Source organism: Clostridium sp. BJN0001, assembly GCF_022869825.1.
In the GTDB taxonomy this organism is placed as follows: Bacteria; Bacillota; Clostridia; order Clostridiales; family Clostridiaceae; genus Clostridium.
This window is the reverse complement of sequence record NZ_CP094971.1, coordinates 569,065-587,156: the sequence shown is the minus strand read 5'-3', so window position 1 is coordinate 587,156 and position 18,092 is coordinate 569,065. Positions and strand designations below refer to the sequence as shown.

The 18,092-nt window shown below is 26.6% G+C and carries 14 protein-coding genes; 4 read left to right on the top strand and 10 right to left on the bottom strand.

Features of this window, described 5'->3' with window-relative positions:
• Positions 1-112: 112 nt before the first annotated feature.
• A complete protein-coding gene (locus MTX53_RS02785; RefSeq protein WP_244834702.1) occupies positions 113-1,666 on the bottom strand; it encodes a recombinase family protein in 1,554 nt (517 codons plus the stop codon).
• On the bottom strand, positions 1,663-1,800 hold the full coding sequence (locus MTX53_RS02780; RefSeq protein ID WP_244834701.1) for a hypothetical protein: 138 nt from the start codon (positions 1,798-1,800) through the stop codon (positions 1,663-1,665). The genes MTX53_RS02785 and MTX53_RS02780 overlap by 4 nt, the downstream gene beginning before the upstream one ends.
• A gap of 170 nt (positions 1,801-1,970) precedes the next feature.
• On the opposite strand from MTX53_RS02780, the gene MTX53_RS02775 reads away from it, so the two are divergent.
• Positions 1,971-3,101 carry a phage/plasmid replication protein gene (locus MTX53_RS02775; RefSeq protein WP_348521799.1) on the top strand — a complete coding sequence of 377 codons (1,131 nt, stop codon included), beginning with the start codon at positions 1,971-1,973 and terminating at the stop codon, positions 3,099-3,101.
• Between the two features lie 545 nt (positions 3,102-3,646).
• Here MTX53_RS02775 and MTX53_RS02770 read toward each other — a convergent pair.
• Together MTX53_RS02770 and MTX53_RS02765 are read right to left on the bottom strand one after the other, a co-directional pair.
• The gene (locus MTX53_RS02770) at positions 3,647-4,291 is read right to left on the bottom strand and encodes a hypothetical protein (RefSeq protein WP_244834699.1); all 645 of its coding nucleotides are present in this window, start codon (positions 4,289-4,291) and stop codon (positions 3,647-3,649) included.
• Positions 4,292-7,162: 2,871 nt separating this feature from the next.
• Positions 7,163-7,642, bottom strand: coding sequence for a hypothetical protein (locus MTX53_RS02765; RefSeq protein ID WP_244834698.1), 480 nt, complete (start codon positions 7,640-7,642; stop codon positions 7,163-7,165).
• Between the two features lie 283 nt (positions 7,643-7,925).
• Between MTX53_RS02765 and MTX53_RS02760 the strand changes: the two genes are divergently transcribed.
• The gene (locus tag MTX53_RS02760; RefSeq protein WP_348521808.1) at positions 7,926-8,285 is read left to right on the top strand and encodes a helix-turn-helix transcriptional regulator; all 360 of its coding nucleotides are present in this window, start codon (positions 7,926-7,928) and stop codon (positions 8,283-8,285) included.
• A gap of 237 nt (positions 8,286-8,522) precedes the next feature.
• On the opposite strand, the gene MTX53_RS02755 is transcribed toward MTX53_RS02760, so the two are convergent.
• Positions 8,523-8,711, bottom strand: a complete 189-nt coding sequence (locus tag MTX53_RS02755; RefSeq protein WP_244834696.1) for a hypothetical protein — start codon at positions 8,709-8,711, stop codon at positions 8,523-8,525.
• A gap of 319 nt (positions 8,712-9,030) precedes the next feature.
• Between MTX53_RS02755 and MTX53_RS02750 the strand changes: the two genes are divergently transcribed.
• Entirely contained in the window at positions 9,031-9,201 is a 171-nt protein-coding gene (locus tag MTX53_RS02750) for a hypothetical protein (protein ID WP_244834695.1), read from the top strand.
• Between the two features lie 79 nt (positions 9,202-9,280).
• Positions 9,281-9,946: a hypothetical protein gene (locus MTX53_RS02745; protein WP_244834694.1), complete on the top strand. Its 666-nt coding sequence runs from the start codon at positions 9,281-9,283 to the stop codon at positions 9,944-9,946.
• Between the two features lie 115 nt (positions 9,947-10,061).
• Here the strand turns inward: MTX53_RS02745 and MTX53_RS02740 are convergent, their stop codons facing one another.
• From MTX53_RS02740 to MTX53_RS02720, 5 genes are all read right to left on the bottom strand, one after another.
• On the bottom strand, positions 10,062-10,775 hold the full coding sequence (locus tag MTX53_RS02740; protein ID WP_244834693.1) for a SprT family zinc-dependent metalloprotease: 714 nt from the start codon (positions 10,773-10,775) through the stop codon (positions 10,062-10,064).
• A 25-nt stretch (positions 10,776-10,800) separates the two neighbouring features.
• On the bottom strand, positions 10,801-13,938 hold the full coding sequence (locus MTX53_RS02735; RefSeq protein ID WP_244834692.1) for a type I restriction endonuclease subunit R: 3,138 nt from the start codon (positions 13,936-13,938) through the stop codon (positions 10,801-10,803).
• Positions 13,939-14,216: 278 nt separating this feature from the next.
• Positions 14,217-15,788: an SIR2 family protein gene (locus tag MTX53_RS02730; RefSeq protein WP_244834691.1), complete on the bottom strand. Its 1,572-nt coding sequence runs from the start codon at positions 15,786-15,788 to the stop codon at positions 14,217-14,219.
• Between the two features lie 17 nt (positions 15,789-15,805).
• Positions 15,806-16,777: a toll/interleukin-1 receptor domain-containing protein gene (locus MTX53_RS02725; protein WP_244834690.1), complete on the bottom strand. Its 972-nt coding sequence runs from the start codon at positions 16,775-16,777 to the stop codon at positions 15,806-15,808.
• Between the two features lie 20 nt (positions 16,778-16,797).
• Positions 16,798-18,084 carry a restriction endonuclease subunit S gene (locus MTX53_RS02720; RefSeq protein ID WP_244834689.1) on the bottom strand — a complete coding sequence of 429 codons (1,287 nt, stop codon included), beginning with the start codon at positions 18,082-18,084 and terminating at the stop codon, positions 16,798-16,800.
• Positions 18,085-18,092: the final 8 nt, after the last annotated feature.

Below are 18,092 nucleotides of genomic sequence, written 5' to 3'. Positions count from 1 at the left end.
TTTTTTCCACTTTAAAGTTTTTTATACCTGCAATCATATTAGTTCAATTCTTAAAAATATATATTACAATTTAATGTTTTTATGATAAAACATTAGAATTACAAACTTTCATTTAACATCTCCAAATCAATTCTATTTTATTATCTTGATATACCTTAATTTCTTTAAAAAACAATTTAACAATAAAATTTTCTCTTTTAATATATTCACCTATATTGTTTAAAATTGATAACATGCTCTCTCTCATTAATTCATCTTCAAGTATCTTTTGTTTTAATTTATCATTTTGTTTTTGTATTTTGGTAATTTCCTCTTCTATATCTTTTATTAGTTCGTTTATATACTTATTCTCTTCTTCAAAATATAATTTTCCCATTCTATGATTTGCATTACCTATTTTTTTATTATTTTTTTCTATTAATTCATACTTTTGTTTAACACCATTATCAATTTTAATCATCTCGCTTACATTTTTATTAATTAATTCTATGTTTCTTTCTATTTTTTGATTAATTTTATCTAAAGTCAAACTCCACAATTCATCTTCTTTAACAAAATGAGTTGAACAATTGCCTTCTTTGAATTGACTACCAGAGCACTTATATCCTTTCCACTTTTCCTTATATTGTAATGCTCTACCACAATCCCCACATTTCAATACTCCTGTAAATGTTCTTTTTTTAGATTTATTACTCTTAGTACTTTTATTTTCATTTAACATGCTTTGAATTGTATTATAAGTTTGGATATCAATAATTCCATTAAATTCACCACATTTTATCCATTCTTTTTCTTCTGTTCTTCTAACTTTTTTTCCATCTCCATAATACACATACTCTTGCTTTTTATAACGCATGTGATATATTTGTCCAGCGTATAATGGATTTTTCAATATACTTTCTATAGTAGATTTATTCCATCTACTATTCCCTGTAGGACTTGTTATTAATTTATTCATTAAATCTCTTGCTATATCTCCTAATGTTTGTCCACATAAATAACTTTCAAATATATGTTTTACAACTTCAACTTCTTCATATTTTCCAAGAACATATTTTCTTAGTCCTGTTATCTTATCGTATTCTATTTTATAACCATATGCTGGCTTAGAACTAATGGTAGATCCCTGATACACCCTTGTTTCTAAACCTCGTCTTGCTTTTTCACTACAAATTTTAGCATAATCATCAGCAGCCATGGCTTTTTGCTTTATATAATGCATATTACCTGGTGCATTAATTACTTTATTATCAAGGCTAATATAAAGATATTTTATAATCCCTTCAGGATAAATATCCATTATTATATTCTCTGATGCTCTTCCAAACCTGTCTATATTAGTTGTTACAACAACATTTATTTTTCCTAATTTCAAATCTCTCATCATATTACTATAGCCTTCTCTTCCTCCAGAAGTACCTGAAAATCCATCATCAAAATATTTTATTATCATAGTTTCTAGATCCAACTTCACTTTTTTTTCTAAAAATATTTCTATTGCTTTTATTTGTTGTTCAATCACCTCTGAATTCTTCTTTGATATTCTCGCATATATTCCGATTTTAATATCACTTTCATTATTATCTTTATAATAGGAAGAAGTGTAAAAATCACTTGTAACAAAATCCAATTCTTCTAACTTATTTAGTAATTCTTTCATCTTCATGCTTCTTTTTCCCTTTCTAAACATTCTCTACTTTTTATTTCTTCTATTATTAGGCTATATATTATTTTTTCTATATTAATTTCTAATGTGCTATTTTCTACAATTTCGCACTTATCAATTTTTATCCTAGCCAAAATTAACACCTCTCTAGATACTCTTATGATATTTAGAGATAGTCTAACTTGATTTTTATATTTTTTTAGTTTTAATAAAAATTTTTTTTATTTTTTTTTAGGATGCTAATGAAAAATTGATTTTAGTTAATTTTGACCTATAATCGAGGAAATCGAAAGGAGGTGAAAATTTGGACACTCTTGTTATCGGATTACCATTATATATTCCAACGACATACTTTAAAAAATGCGGCTTAAAATGGAGAAGTTTTAAAAACAAAAAAAGATCCAAGGGTTTTTTCTTGAATTATAAGGGCATTCATTTTCAATATTGTTATTCACCTTATTTTTGTTATTTTACAATCTCTGTATCTGTAACAAAATTTTTATATGGAGCAAACTTTATGGTTTTAAATTCTTCTGACATTGAAAAATTATGTTTAGAAATTAATTATATACTTAAAGAAATTTTTATTTCTCTAAATGATAAAGACAAAGTTGCTGCTTTAACAAACATTAAAAAATGGAATTTAACTAGAATTGACCTTGTAGCAAATTTTACATGTGCAGATGATAATGTTAAAAAAAACACTTTAGATATATTAAAGAAATTAGATTATCCTTATTTAAAAAAGAAAAGTTTTGATACTGGGTTTAGTGCTAGAAATAACTCTATTTGTCTAAATGTTTATAACAAAAATGCAGAGGTTGCTTACAGAAAGAAAACTCGTAATATGAACGATAAGAATAATATTTTAGAAAAGAATTTGCTACGCTTTGAAATACAATTAAAGAAGAATAGCATAAAATCTTTGGTTAACAAGGGGCTTCTTCCTGGAAAGAAACTTGAAGACCTTTTATGCAATTTAAATAATCTAAATCATATATTCAGGCACTATTTGGACAAATATGGTATTTCAAAAAAATTCCTTTCGAAATCCGGATTAAATTTATTTGTAAAAAATTTATTAAAAACAAATAAAATAACTTCTAAAGAATTTAATAACATTAACTCCATATTTATAGATCAAAATAAAGAAGTGTGTAAAAATACAAAAAGAAAATATATAAAAATACTTAATAAATACAATATAAGCCATATATTTTCAGACGTTTCTTTAAAAAACAAATTGGTTTTTACTAATTTTGAACTTTTTAAAAACGACCAGTTAAAAAGTCCTTCTAACCATAAAATAAAAATCTTAATTTACTTTTATTATATAAATTTATTTGCAAAAAAATATTATAGAAAAACACAACCGAAAATTTTAATTAATTTAACTCGACCATTTAAATTAGTTGAAATTTTCGATGATAGTTAAATCGTAAGTAACAGTTGCTAATAACATATGAAAATTTTGCGCAAAATAAAACATTTCCGGAAACGATAATTAATAAAATTATGTTAAAATATTATAAAAATTTGCACTGGATATTAGTTTTTAAAAATTTTTTAGAACTAATATCCTATTCGTGCTTCTCTTAATTTTATGTTAACTAAATGTTATTTTTGTCTCTTGATATATGACATATCAGTAAATCTAACTTATACAAATATCTTATAACACAATTTCTTTTAAATACTTCCACATGATATAGCATGAACAGATATACATTCTTCTCAATACGTTCCACCTAACCACGCAATTTTATGAAAAGCATATGTAGTACCATATGGAGTTCCATTAACTAAAAATAGAAATGGGAATGTTGTAGACCCTTATCAGCAAGTGGTTATTAAATTACAATATACTAATTATATATACGAAGTTATTGTTAAAACACATATAATGTTAATCCATTGTAAATGCAAAAAAAGAAACTCCCACTTAAAACATTTAGGAATTCCTTTTTTATTAGATATTTTTTATGATATCAAAACACCTTTTGAGTTTACATTATAACCATCAGGTGTAGTTGTATCTTTTGCCATCAAGCCATCCGAATATATATAATACCAGTTTCCATTATAATTTAGCCATCCTTCTTTTATTGAACCATCTGGATAACTATAACGCCATTGGTCATCATCATCTCTCCACCAATTTGTTTTTAAATAACCGTTTATGTTGTCTCCATTTTTTTGTGAAAAGTAGTATTTTAAGCCATTAATAGTTTGATACCCATGTACTGCTTGACCATTGGAATCACGATATCGCCAGCGATATTCATTTTTTCCTGGCAATCTAACATATACCCATTCGTTATACGCCACACTTCCATCTTCTTTACAATAAAATCCACCTTTTGCTCCACTATTTTTACTTTTTGACAATCCAAATTTATTTGTCATTACTGTACCATAATACTTACCATTTTTTTTATTGTAAAATATGAACTCATTATCTGTAGGCGTACATTCGTTTTTTATAAAATCAAGATATGCCTTATTTTCTTCTTTCGTAAGAGAATCTTCTAAATATGAAGCCCATACAGTTGTTGCTGGAGTTACAGCAATTAGCGATAATGCCATAAATAAACTTGATATTACTTTTTTTGATTTTTTTATCATATGCATCTTCCACCTTTTTCTCTTAAATTTACATAACAAAATATCGTACTAATAGTAAAAAAACTAAATCCATTTTTCAAATATTTAACATAAAATTTTATTTAATTCAATACACATATTATTTTATACTTTAAATTATTTTCTTATATATTAGCCAGTAATACATAAGAACGCAGACCAGAATTTCCTGTTGTTAGATTTATTGTACTTATCTATTTTTTGATACCCATTTTCGATTTTTGGGCGATATTTGCGATATTTGTGAGCATTTTTTGATTTTATAGGACAAAGTCCACATTTGCGACCCTACAGATGGAGCGAGCGTACCAAATTATCGGAGCGTTTGCAAGTATGTTCCCTACAAGAAAAGCGTTTTTTGGTTTGCTTTTTTAATAAATAATTTCTTATACGTTAACTAATAATATATAAGAAAGCAAACCTCAATTGCCTTTTATGGATTCTTTACTCGACATCTTTACGAAAACATAATAAATACTCATCCACATTATTATTGCTATAACTCTTTCAGGTAAAATAATTTAAAAGTTTTTAATTTTTTCAAATAAATTTTTGGTATTGTTAATTTTCTATAATTTTTCTTAAAATAATCAAATGTTTTTTTATAAAAATTAGATTCCCTCAATATTCTTTAAAAAAATAAAAATAATTTAAAAATTTCTCAACATCTTTAAAGTTTTTCTAAAACTTTTTAACTATCTGAAAATTAATTTAGATTATATAAATTTTCTTGAAATAATTCTAAAAAATATAAATTCTTAATACAAAATGAAATAAATCTATTGTTAGATATCTTAGTATCTAATATTAATATCTTCTTATGTACGAAATAATAATATATAAGAAAGCGGGCCAGATTGTCTTTTATTTACACATTTGCCATCTGGTTTCCTTTCTTATATATCTAATAATGCTACATAAGAATACACTTAGGTATGCTATAATGCTATATAATAATTAAAAACAATAGATTAAGGCGTACTTTTTGATATGAAAAAATAAAGTTATATATTCTCTAAAATTAATATATCTTGAAAATCACATACCTAAGATATACCTAACTTATACCGAAGTAATTTATTAATCAATGTTTTTATTACATTTATATACCGAAATCATACCAAAATAAGTTTTAAGTTTGTTTTCAATTAATGTAATTGAAAACTTCTATCACTGAATATTTAATTTCATTTGCCTTATCAAAAACATGGTATTATATTAATAAACTAATTGTAAAAATAACATATTAAGTTGAATTAGAACTGTCTTTTTATCTTATATATTAAAAAATGATATATAAGATAGTACGGATATTCCTATACTAACGTCCCCAAAACACTACTTTCTAAAAAACACCCTCCTGTTTTCGATTTTTGGGCGATATTTGCGATATTTTTGAGCATTTTTTGATTTTATAGGCTAAAGTCCATATTTCCAGCCCTACAGATGGAGCGAGCGTAGGAAATCGTCGGAGCGAACGCTGTTGTCCTCCCTACAAGAAGAGCGTTTTTTGGTTTGCTTTTTAAGATAAAAGTGCCCTAAAAAACGTATATTTAAGAGTGGAAAAATCTATAAGACTATTGCAATTTAAGCCAAATAATTAATTTTTTATACTTAACGAATAAGTTGTCGTTATTACTTAAATATAAGCCTTAAATCACCTTCTGGTGAGTTTAAAAAGCAAAATCCTTTATTAATTAGAGGTTATATATGAACTGCATGTGTAGGCAGTATGCTTTATTTATGCTACTCCCCTATTTTTCTTTTATAATACTACTACAAGAACCTTTTGCTATTGATATTTAATCTTCTCTATGTGGATTCTATCTCCCTTATCTTGTAGATTATTATCCATAGGAAATGCTTGAATGCTAGTTTATATAAAATGTTAATCTTATATATTAAATAATAATATATAAGAAAGCGAATCCCGGTTGGCTTTTATTTACAGTAATTCCATCTGGTTTCCTTTCTTATATATTATAAATTAATATATAAGAGTGAGTTTAAAATTAAGAACATTGTATGTTTAAGTTTGACGGATAAGCATGTGATATTTGCGAATATACCTCTAAGATTTAAATACGTTGTATATTTATATTTAACGTAATTTAGATTTTCTTATATATTAGTATGCAATATATAAGAAAGCGGATCAGGATTTGCTTTTTACGGTTTTATGTATATAAAACGTCATTAAAATTATAGTGTCAATACTGTTAATTCATGATACCCATCAAATGTATCAATAACTGCTTCTTTAGTTATTATCGTTTTATTTATAATTTCTACATGCATTTTCTAAATATTTAACTATAACAACATTTTAGGAAATAATTTAATTAAGGAACTCAGTCCTTAATTAAATTAACCTTTGTGATCATATTTATTAATAACATAAAGAAATAGTAGTCTCTTGCGTTTGGAAACAAAAACTACTATATCTCAAAACATAGTGGCAAAGTGCCAAAAATGATTGTATATATGTTATTTGCAACAACATTATAACATATTTTAGAATTAACTACACTATCTCAATGATTTAGCCATCAGATCGTTTTTCTTTATATGATATTGAGTACTTTTTTTGCTTTACCATATAATTTTGTGAGCGAATCCTGGTTGGCTTTTTTTTTGAAATAATTCCAACAGGTTTCCTTTCTTATATATTATAATATGAAAAACCAGTATTCCTATTTTTTGCTAATAATTCCGATCATAACAGTTACTTTATCTCTAAAATAACTACCGTAATATTTTACTCTTTTTACTTTCTTTAAAGCCTTATCTCTAAACATCCTCTAGGCTAATTTTATTTGATACTACTCCTTAGTATAGATAGTAAAAATAGACTTACCTCCAAGAAACATAGTTTTCTTTGAACTCTTTCTTTATATATTTTATGATTCTATTATACAATTGCAAATCCACCTTTTGACAAATAAACAATAAATTTTTACACCTTTTAGTTATAGTAGGTTCATAAAAATCACCATTAAATATAAAATCATCGCCTCTGTAAGCATAATAGCGAATAATATCATTTGAATTTAACTGAATTAGAATGTAAGAAACATAGTAAATAATATCAACTATTTCTCCCTCAATTCTTGCAATAAAATAATCTTTTTTTTGAGTACAGGCTTTTTTCCAGATATCCAAATATGGAAATTCCCTAAACTTATATATATATTTATCTATATCTTTTTTTAACAACATACTTTCGTAATATTCTAACTTACTCTCTATACAATCAATATTTTCATGTTTTTTTGTTTGATATCTTTGTTGCCAAGCAATCTCATAAAGTTTAAATAAATTTTCTGTATCCATAAATAAAGTTCCTTTCTAATTATATATCTTAAAATTTAACTTAAGTTGCTTTATAAATTCCATTCATCCTTAAAATAGCAAGAATTACTTATTGATATAACATAATTTGATTTATAACCGTATAATGTATAAAATCACCTCCCTCGATTTAAACAACTCATATTTGTATTTTAAGAACATAACAACTTTGATTTTAAGTGTTTTTAAAGCATTCTAAATGTATTATAGAACACTTATTGTCTTTACAATACATTTTAACTATGATAATATACTGGTAAAGGTGGTGTTTAAATTGACTTTAGGTGAAAGATTAAAAACTGCTCGTAAATTCAGAGGTTTAACACAAGATGGGCTTGCAGATAAAATTGGAACATCACGAGGTGTAATTACCAATATTGAACATAATAAAATTGAAATGCCTCAGTCTTTAATTATCAATGCTTTATGTGATACTTTAAAAATAGATCAAGAATGGTTAATTAAAGGAATTGGCCAAATGGAGAGTTCAGAATCTATCAGAAGTTCTAAAGTTTTGTCTGAAATATATTCACTTGCTAAAGAATTGTCAAATGAAGAGCAGTTATATATCCTTGATGTAATAAAAACCTACAGAAATCATTTTAATCCAAAAGTGTGTGAATAAAATCCTTTCCTTTAGTATTTTAACTAATGTTGTTAATATATAGATTTATTTTTTATGCCAAGTGTTACTACAATATGTACCTAAAGAATAGTAATACATATATAATATAAACCATCATAAAAGTAAGATCATAGCAATATGTTCTTACTTTTATATCAGAATATTTAAAAGAATAACTACAGTATTATTTTTTCAACCACTTAGATTTTCTTCTGAATAAGTATCAAGTTTCATTTATTATCTATATACAATCCCACCTATAACATAACCTAATAAACCAGCATTAATTATTAATAAAATCATTATTACTGCCAATAAAACGAACATATTACAAAATTCTATTTCAATTTCAAATTTTGAATTATTAATATATATTTTTCTTGTCTTCTCTAAAAATTTCATTGTCTTATCTATATAGTATTTCATCAATTACTATACCTCCTTATATCATCTTACTTTTATTTCTTAGCCATTTAAATAGTTTTAAAATCTATAGATTTAGAACTAAAAAGTTAAGCGCTATTTATATTCATTCAGTAATAAATATAATCTTCTAATAATAAGACATTAATTAATGTCAATTTAAGTACCACCTTTACAAGATACTACCATAGTATATTTGTATTGTAAATACATATTTGCTTTAAAAATATCATTTTATGTATTGACAACACACGAAATAAAAAGTATTATGGATTTATAATACAATAAAAAGTCTTTTAAATACAGTAGAGGTGATTTTATAATGGAAAGTACAGATATTTTAAATGAAATAATGTTAAATGCGAAACAAGTTCCTTTAGAATGTCAGGAAGGTATTCTTGCGATTTTGAAAGGAATGGAATTCACAAAACAATGTTTACTTAATCGTCCCTCTCAAATTCCAGATCAAGAAAAAGACAATAAAATAGATTGATTTTTCTGGACAAGTTAAAGAATACATTCAATATATATTCTCTCAATAGATTAATCTATCAAAAGAAAGGATGTTGTTTGTGAATACACTTAATGTATTTAAATTATATTATATTAGTTGGCATCAAAAAAATAGAACTCGCAAATACATTGAATTTGGATGCTTAGAAAGCCATTTGAACAAGTACGAATCTATTCTGAAAAAAAGTAATATTGAAGATTATATATCTAATTTTAATTCTTCCATGTATCTAGATATTTGGAGAAAAGTGTGTACTAAGAAAAGAGAATATTTCCTTACAAAAATTTACGATAATATATCTAATATAGTAGAAGATGCCTCTAACATATTATTTTATTTATCTTCTCAAGATATTTCAGATTATTATGGATATACAGGTGCTGATTTCAATTATTATGGGGAAAATTCAGAACCGAGTCTAACTAAAATTTATAAAAATTTATTATTAATTTCTCAAAAATTAGATTTTCAGTTATACAACAATATAGTAACTGATATAACCAGAAGCGTTAAGTCAAAAAACTCCAACTCTGCTTTAGAAAAAGATTTATGGAATACTTTAAAAATTGATTCTTCTGGAAAAGTTCATTCCACTCCACAATCTTATATATCTTTACAACATCTATCTAATAATCCGGATATTATAAGTGAGATAAGTGATTTTTATAACGCTTTGCTTTATATTGACATTGATAAAAATAAAATTAAATTAAATAATTATTAATCCAATATAACAAAAAACTTCCTAGTCAATTTAATAATAGGAAGTTTTTCTGTTATTTAAGTTTATTATTTTCAATTATTATTAATATTTTTTTCAATAAGATTTAATTGCTGAATTACACATCTAATTTTATACCATTATTTTTAAGCCACTCTTTTCTATATTCATAATCATTTAATACAGAGCACACATTATCCCAGAATTCCTTAGAATGGCTCTTATAGTGCATGTGGCACATTTCATGAACTACTATATAATCAAGTATGTTTGAAGGAGCCATAACACATCTCCAGTTAAACAGTAACTCATTATTTTTTGTACAACTAGCCCATCTCTTCTTTTGCTCTTTAACTCTTACATCAGTTACTTTATCTTTAAAATAACTTCCATAATATTTTACTCTTTCTTTTACTTTTTTTAATGCCTTATTCCTGTACCAATTCTCTAAGGCTAATTTTATTTTATCCTGATCTTTAGTATAAGTCGTAACAGTAAATTGTCCCCTGAGTAGCCTCACATTAATGTTTTCAGCATTTTCATCATAAATCAATTGAAGCGAATAGGCTCTTCCTAGATATAAATAAGATTCTCCATTTACTGCTTCTCTTCTAATCTTATTAACATTAATATTTTTCACTTCATACTGCTTCTGAACTATCCACTTTGCTTTTGATTTTACTTTTTTCAATATAATTTCTTCTGTTGCATTTATAGGAGAAATAACATTAACTTCTCCACTTGGTTCTACTTCTATTGTAATTGTTTTTCTGTCCCTATATGCAACATTAAAATTTATATACCTAGTTCCATATTGAAATCCTAATTTCATGTTTTTTCACCTCTAGGCGATTAAATTAATCTATGCTTGCATAATGTATCTTTGCAAGATTAATCAGTTGCTTTCTTAATTCTTGTATCTTACTTAATGTATCTGCACCATAGACTTCTCTTATCTTTTGATTTTTGCTTAGTAAAAACATATAAATTTTATTTTCTATTTCTGACACCTTTGTTTGGTTTTCTGTCCAACTTTTCATATACCATTCTTTAGTAATCTTATCATTAAATTCTTTAGCAAATTCCTTAGTAAATTCAACTGTATTATCATTCATATAAGTAACAGAATCTTCTTTAATCACGTCACTTGCTTCTTCCCCATCTTCTAGTAATTTTCTAACAGTTTCAAAAACAGCAAATTCTTTAACATTAAGTCCTAATTCATTAGCCATGTCTTTTTCACCACTGCCAATATCATTCTTCATGAATTCCTTTAATCTCGCCTTTTTTTCCACCCAATCATTCTTTGTCTCTTCTAAAATTTGTTGAAGTTTTTCAAATAGGCTTGTATAATACACAGGATTTTCATCCATCTTTAAATGAATAGCATTTTTAATAGCATGTTCCATGGTAGATGCTACTGCTTCATCACTCATATTATTTTTAATTTTATTTTCAAAATCATCTTCAAATAATGTTATTGGCTCAATCCAACTTATAACTCCATTAGATGAAAGATGTTCTGATATTATTTCCTTAACCTTTTCACCGCAATCACCTATATCTAGTTTCTTTTCTGGATTATATCTCATCTTTGCTGCTGCTCTAATATAGGATAACCATTTTACATCATTTAATATATCTTTAGATACAGTTGGCATTAATGTTTCTACTGCACCTGCGAATTTCTTATATGCAACTTCAAATTCTGCTCTTTTATCTTCTGGTTCAAGTATTTTAACTAATGCGTCCAAATTATCTTTATCTACACCGCTAAACATTCTCATTACATTTTCTCTTAAAGAAAGCATTTCATCATAAATACTAGCCATAGATTCCATAGGTCTGCCTAAATCTTCTTTATCAAATATTGCTAAGGCTTCATCTAAAAAATCCAAAACTCCATAGTAATCAACAACATAACCACACTTCTTTATATCTCCACAAGTTCTATTTACCCTTGCAATGGCTTGTAATAAAGTATGTTCTTTTAGAGGCCTGTCTAAATACATTACTTGCTCTATTGGAGCATCAAAACCAGTAAGCAACATGTCTTTAACTATAATAAAGCATACTTTACTTTCAGACACTTTTTTCTTGTATTCATTTATTATTGTCTTTTGCTCTTCCTTAGTTGTATAGTGCTCTTTTAAACTTGCATCTTCATTTAATTCGCCTTTTGAATATATTATTTTACATTCTAATTCTTCACCAATAATATCTTTCATATACTTATTTAAAGCATCATAATATTTAACACAGGCTTCCCTTGATACACATACTATTTGTGCCTTAAATCCATTTGGATAAATATAGTCCTTATAATGTTTAAGTATATCCTTGGCAACTTCTTCAATTCTTTCATCAGATTCTACTACTGTTTTTTTGTTGGCATACTTTTGCTTAATTGCTTCTTTTTCTTCCTCTGTTCTATCTTCAAATGCTTGTTCAAATAGTTCTTCTAAATTCTCACCAGAAATATGTAAATCCGGTTTTCTGCCTTCATAAACAATCTTAACTGTTGCTCCATCTTTTACTGCATCTTTTATAGAATATTGATCTATATAAGAACCAAAAGTCCTAGGTGTAGATTTATCTTGTTTATCAATAGGAGTACCTGTAAATCCAATAAAAGTTGCATTAGGCAATGCAGTTCTCATATTAGCAGCAGTACCTTTATATTGACTTCTATGCGCTTCATCAGTCATAACTATAATATTATTTTTAGTGGATAAAATTTCATATTCCTTTTCAAGAAATAGTCCTTCTATATTGCTTTCTTCCTTATCACTTTGGAACTTCTGAATAGTTGTTGTAATTACTTGCGCATTTGACTGTCTGAGCAGTTCCTTCATCTGTTCAATTTTTTCAGCACGAACAGGTATTGTATTAGTAAGTGTATTTTGAAGAGTTTCAAATATCTGTTCATCAAGATCAGTTCTATCTGTAACTATAATAATTGTTGCATCGCTTAACTTCTTTATACTCCTTATCTTTCTAGATAAGAAAACCATACTTAAAGATTTTCCACTCCCTTGAGTATGCCAAACTACTCCACCTTTTTCTAAAGGAGTTTTTCCTTCTTCAAGTCTTTTTATACACTTTTGAACTGCTCTAAACTGTTGGTATCTACATACCTTTTTAACTTTTCTAGAATTCTCCTTGTCCATATCATAAACAATAAAATTCTGCATTATGTCAAGTAAATTTTCTCTTTTAAAGATACCTTGTAATAGAATATTTTGAGGAGTTTCCTTATATTCAAATACATCAACATTATTTACTGGATAAGCATCCTTCCACTCAATGTAATGCTTGTACCCACTAGAAATAGTCCCAACAAATGCAGTATATTTATTTAAAATTCCAGTAATAAAATTTGTATAAAATAATCTTTCTGAGCCTTCTATAAAATTAGCATCACGCCCATTCATATATCTTCTAAGTTGTGCATAAGCATCATGCTTACCTACATTTTCATTAGAATCTCCATCTTTAAATGGAGACTTACATTCTAAAACTACTATAGGCATTCCATTAATAAAAATAACTATATCAGGTCTAATTGTCTCTTGTGATCCTTTAACAACAAATTGCCTACATACTAAAAAGTCATTATTATTAATATCTTTAAAATCAATCAAATGAACTGTAGGCGTTTCTTTTCTTCCATCAATAACTTGGTCCACTGTCAATTTAAGATTAACTATGTATTCATATATCTTTTCATTTATCTCTAAAAGCCCACTTCCTAGAGATTCTGCTCTTTCAAACTTTCTAATAATCTTATTAGCATTTTCATCAGAAATCCAAGAATTAAGTTTCTTTAATGATTTCATCATTCTTCTATTTAAAATAACATCACTTAATGTATCACGTTCTCCTAATTCTGGAGTTAATTTATCTCCATCTATATATTCATAACCTAGTGATTTAAGATATTCTACTGCTGGTTCTTCTACTAGAGTTAATTCATTACCTAAATAATTATCCACTAATTCTATCCTCCTTAATTGATTTATCAGTTGTTGCATTTTATACAACAACTGATTATCAGAAATATTCAATTATTTTACATTTTTTTATTTATTTACAATTGTTCTTTTTCTTAAACTAGTGTATAATTTGATTAAAGAAACATATATTATGGTTATAATGCTTAAGAGAGGCGAGTGATTCGCTCCTTGCTATTCAAACTAGGCATTCAGCATAGGTACAAGAATCTTAGAAACTTGGTGAGTGATTTGCTCCTCACTTGGACTAGGATTCTTTTTTATTTATAATATTTTAGCCAGTCAAATATTTTTATTAACCTTCTATAGTTAGTTTTAATTGTGGAATTTCCATTTTTGAAAATATCAATGTGACTATTATAAAAGTTTTTAAGAAAAATATTAAGTTCATCTATCTTTATGTTATCTTTGGGTAGCATTGCAATATACTCTAGCGCCTTTTCTTCACCATACCCTTTAATAACATCATCTATAGTCATATTAACTAATTCTGGCATTTTGATTTTTTTACTTATAATAGTTCTACTAAGCAATTGTTCAAAATTATCCTTAATCTCTTTTTTCACTTTCTCTGGTATTTGACATTTACAAGTTGAAACATATTTATATATAGGAATACTATTACTGTTATGTGATAATAATGCTGGTAAACTTTGAGCCACTACTAAGTTAGCATCAAATTTCCTATCATCAAATATAACATCAAGAAATATTTCTTCTGCTTCCAGCCCCATATACCCCTTATTTCCAAACTCAGATAATACACCTACACCTAAAACACATTCTATCTTTTCAAGATTATCATCATCCTCTAATCCAACAACCTTCATCTTAGTTCCTGGTTCATTAGTTAGAACTAAATCATATATATCTTGTTTTAAATTTCTTAGTATTGGTGCTGAATATTTTGCTTTATTTTTTAACATAGCATTATATAATACTTTATAGTCTTTTATCCTAATTTTAGTCATCTCAATGCTTTTCTTATCTTCAAATGTTATAGAGTGTGTTGATATACCTTCATCATTTCCTTCTCTATCCCATTCTATAAATATTAGCCTATTTTTCAATTTCAATAAATTTTCCTCTGATAAGCATCTTACAATATCTTTTAGTATATTCCTTATATTTTCATCACCTATTGAATAACCTATAAATATTATTGGGTGTTCTAAAAACATTGTTAAAATTTTCGCTGCTAAATACTGCTCTTTGTCATTGAAATTTTTATAATCTTCTTCATCTATAATAATTGATTCAGGTTTAGTGCAACATCCATGAATTTTATAAATTTCTCCGATTCCTTGTAATTGTGAAAATATAAGTTCTTCTTGCCCTACATAAACTTTGTATTTATCCATTAGGCTTTCTAACAACAAATCATAATTAGTTGTTATTACTCCTGCTACACTCTTTTTAGATACTTGCATCAATAATTCTGCTTCATCTCTTTTATCGTCTAATATATCTTTAGAATTATCCTTAATATAATCGGCAATTTCTATCTTTAATGGTGCAGTTCCTTTCATAATATCGTCATTATATTTTTCTCTAATATTCTGAAACTTATCGTCAACATACCATTTTTCAGATAAATCTTTTCCTATAAGTTCTGCTACTTTTTGATACAGACCAATATCAAAACCTTCATTTTTCGCTTTCTGAATATACATATTAAACGCATAATCACTATCTACGTTTTTTCTTGCCAGTACCTTTAAAAGCCCTTCCCAATTTTCTAGTTCAAGATATCTTCTAGATAATCCTGCCCCTACAAATAATATTGGAACTGTATTGTGTTGTTTTAATATGCTTAATATCTTACTCTCCATAAACTACCTTTCCATAACTATACAGTCAAATATCCACAAATATTCTTCCATAATTGTTTTGCAATCTCCTCAACAGTATCGCCATTAAAACCCAAAACATTCATTGTCATTTTAAGTTTTAATTCATTATTCTTTACTTCGCAAGTAATCATTTCATTAAATGAATTGTTACTAAAATTATATTTGTCATATGATATAAAAATAGAGTGTTCTCCAAATCCCATCATATTTCCTAACCAAAATCTTATACGTGTTCTTTCCAATCCATTTAAATAGAATGTTATTCTATAATCAAAATCTCCATTTTGCTCTAATTCAAACCCAAAGTTATTGTTATGTTTTTTCGTAGATTTAGACAAATTTAATAACTCTTCTTTAATTTTTTCATAAGAAATTTTCATGTATTTTTTCTTATCTAAATCCGTTATCTGTTTCAAATTAGGAATTAGATTAATATCTGGAACAGTAATATCATTATCTTCATTTTTATATTGAACCTTCCTTGGTGTTAAATCTGGTTTTTCTCCTAAAGGCTCTAATTGAAATTGATTTACCCCATAAATTTTATACAACAACTCATTTAGACTACCTTCAAACTTACTATCATCAGAAAAATCAATATATACCAGCCCATTAAGACAATATGGTATTACTTCTGAGTCATTGCCTTTACTTCGTTTTATTGGAATTATCTTCTTTGTATTATTTAATAACTCATTTTCTAAAAATGTAGTTTCAAGCCCTACACCTCCCTTATGCTCATTTGCTCTTTGAGCATAATTTTCTGTAAGAACTACAATTATATAATCACTTACCCTAAAATTTCCAACCATCATCCTATTTAAATTTACTGTTCCTTGCTGAGTTATATTTCTATCGAAATCTGCGTTAATTCCTTTTTTTCTTAGTTCATTTACCAAATATGCAACCCATTCCATATGACTTGCATTATCCCAACTATAACTAACAAATACATTTGGTGTACTCATTAAAATCACCCCATTTTTATTTAAATTACTCTAAGTTTTCCAGTTAAAAGTTGCTGCATTAATCCTTTTTTTACTTCTTCTAATTTGACTCTTTTATTTTCATATTCTTCTATTTGAGAGTCTATTGATGATAATATTTCCTCTATCTTATTCTGCTCACTGACACTTGGAAGTTGTATCTTAAATTTAGAATACTCTGCGCTATTAATTCCTGGTTGACCACTCCTAGTTGACATTACTTTAACCCAATCCCAATATCTTTTGCTTTGTACTATATATTTCAAAAACTTTACATTGCATTTCAGAGGATCAATACTAAACTTAATTAAAAATCCTGCATACACTAATACTCCATCATTTTTATTGTATACATAACTTTTTCCAGTTGTATTTCCAGTCCTTGCAAATACAATGTCATTTTCTTTTAATAAATAGTCACTAAATTTTTCATCATTTACTCCTTTAATATCTTCCATTAATAAATCACATGAATCTCCTATATCAGTTATTCTTAGATATCGTGGCCTTCCATTTTCATATTCAGTTGCTGCTGCTCCAATTCCATATTCACCTTTTCCTAATGATATGTCTATAAGTTCCTTAACATCCCAAGACTTCGGAATCTCTCCAACTTCACTCTTCTTAAATTCCTTATGTCCAATTCCTTTAGTTAAAAGCCTTTGCATTAATCCTTTTTTTAATTCCTTAGTTTTCTCAATAATTTTATCTGCATCTTCTATTTGACTATCAACACTTGAAAGAATATTTTCTATTTTTTGTTGTTCTTTTAATAATGGTAACGGGAACTTAAGTTGCTTTATTATTGTTGAACTTAATCCTTCCATTATTCCTCCAACTGACAGTTTTTTTATTTGATTTTTTACTAAAGTTGAATTTTGAATTATTTGCTGGAGTAATTTCTTATTATAAACTTTTTCATCAACTCTTAACCTTATAAGATGTGAATCCATAATCCCTTTCTTTATATCATTAGGAATAATTGCTGTTTTTCCAACCGTTCCCATCATGCTAATTACTAAATCTCCGGGTTTTAAAGAACTACTTTTTAATAAATCATATCTCTCTTGATCAATATACCTATCGCCTAAATTAAAGTCATTTCTAAAAACATTTTCTTGTCCGTATACCTTATATCCACTATTAGTTAAATACTCCTTTTTGAGTTGACTACCAAATGGTCCAATTTTAATAGAGTTTTTTTCATCAATTAGTATTTCTTCTGTTCCTATAACTCTCCATTCCCTAGGTATCCACCCTAATTCAGTCTTCTTATATCCTTCTTTCACCTTCTTCA

Bases quoted from the DNA above. Each gene is read 5' to 3' on its own strand.
- MTX53_RS02785 (WP_244834702.1), bottom strand. From the start codon at position 1,666: ATGAAGATGAAAGAATTACTAAATAAGTTAGAAGAATTGGATTTTGTT.
- MTX53_RS02770 (WP_244834699.1), bottom strand. From the start codon at position 4,291: ATGATAAAAAAATCAAAAAAAGTAATATCAAGTTTATTTATGGCATTA.
- MTX53_RS02765 (WP_244834698.1), bottom strand. From the start codon at position 7,642: ATGGATACAGAAAATTTATTTAAACTTTATGAGATTGCTTGGCAACAA.
- MTX53_RS02755 (WP_244834696.1), bottom strand. From the start codon at position 8,711: ATGAAATACTATATAGATAAGACAATGAAATTTTTAGAGAAGACAAGA.
- MTX53_RS02750 (WP_244834695.1), top strand. From the start codon at position 9,031: ATGGAAAGTACAGATATTTTAAATGAAATAATGTTAAATGCGAAACAA.
- MTX53_RS02740 (WP_244834693.1), bottom strand. From the start codon at position 10,775: ATGAAATTAGGATTTCAATATGGAACTAGGTATATAAATTTTAATGTT.
- MTX53_RS02730 (WP_244834691.1), bottom strand. From the start codon at position 15,788: ATGGAGAGTAAGATATTAAGCATATTAAAACAACACAATACAGTTCCA.
- MTX53_RS02725 (WP_244834690.1), bottom strand. From the start codon at position 16,777: ATGAGTACACCAAATGTATTTGTTAGTTATAGTTGGGATAATGCAAGT.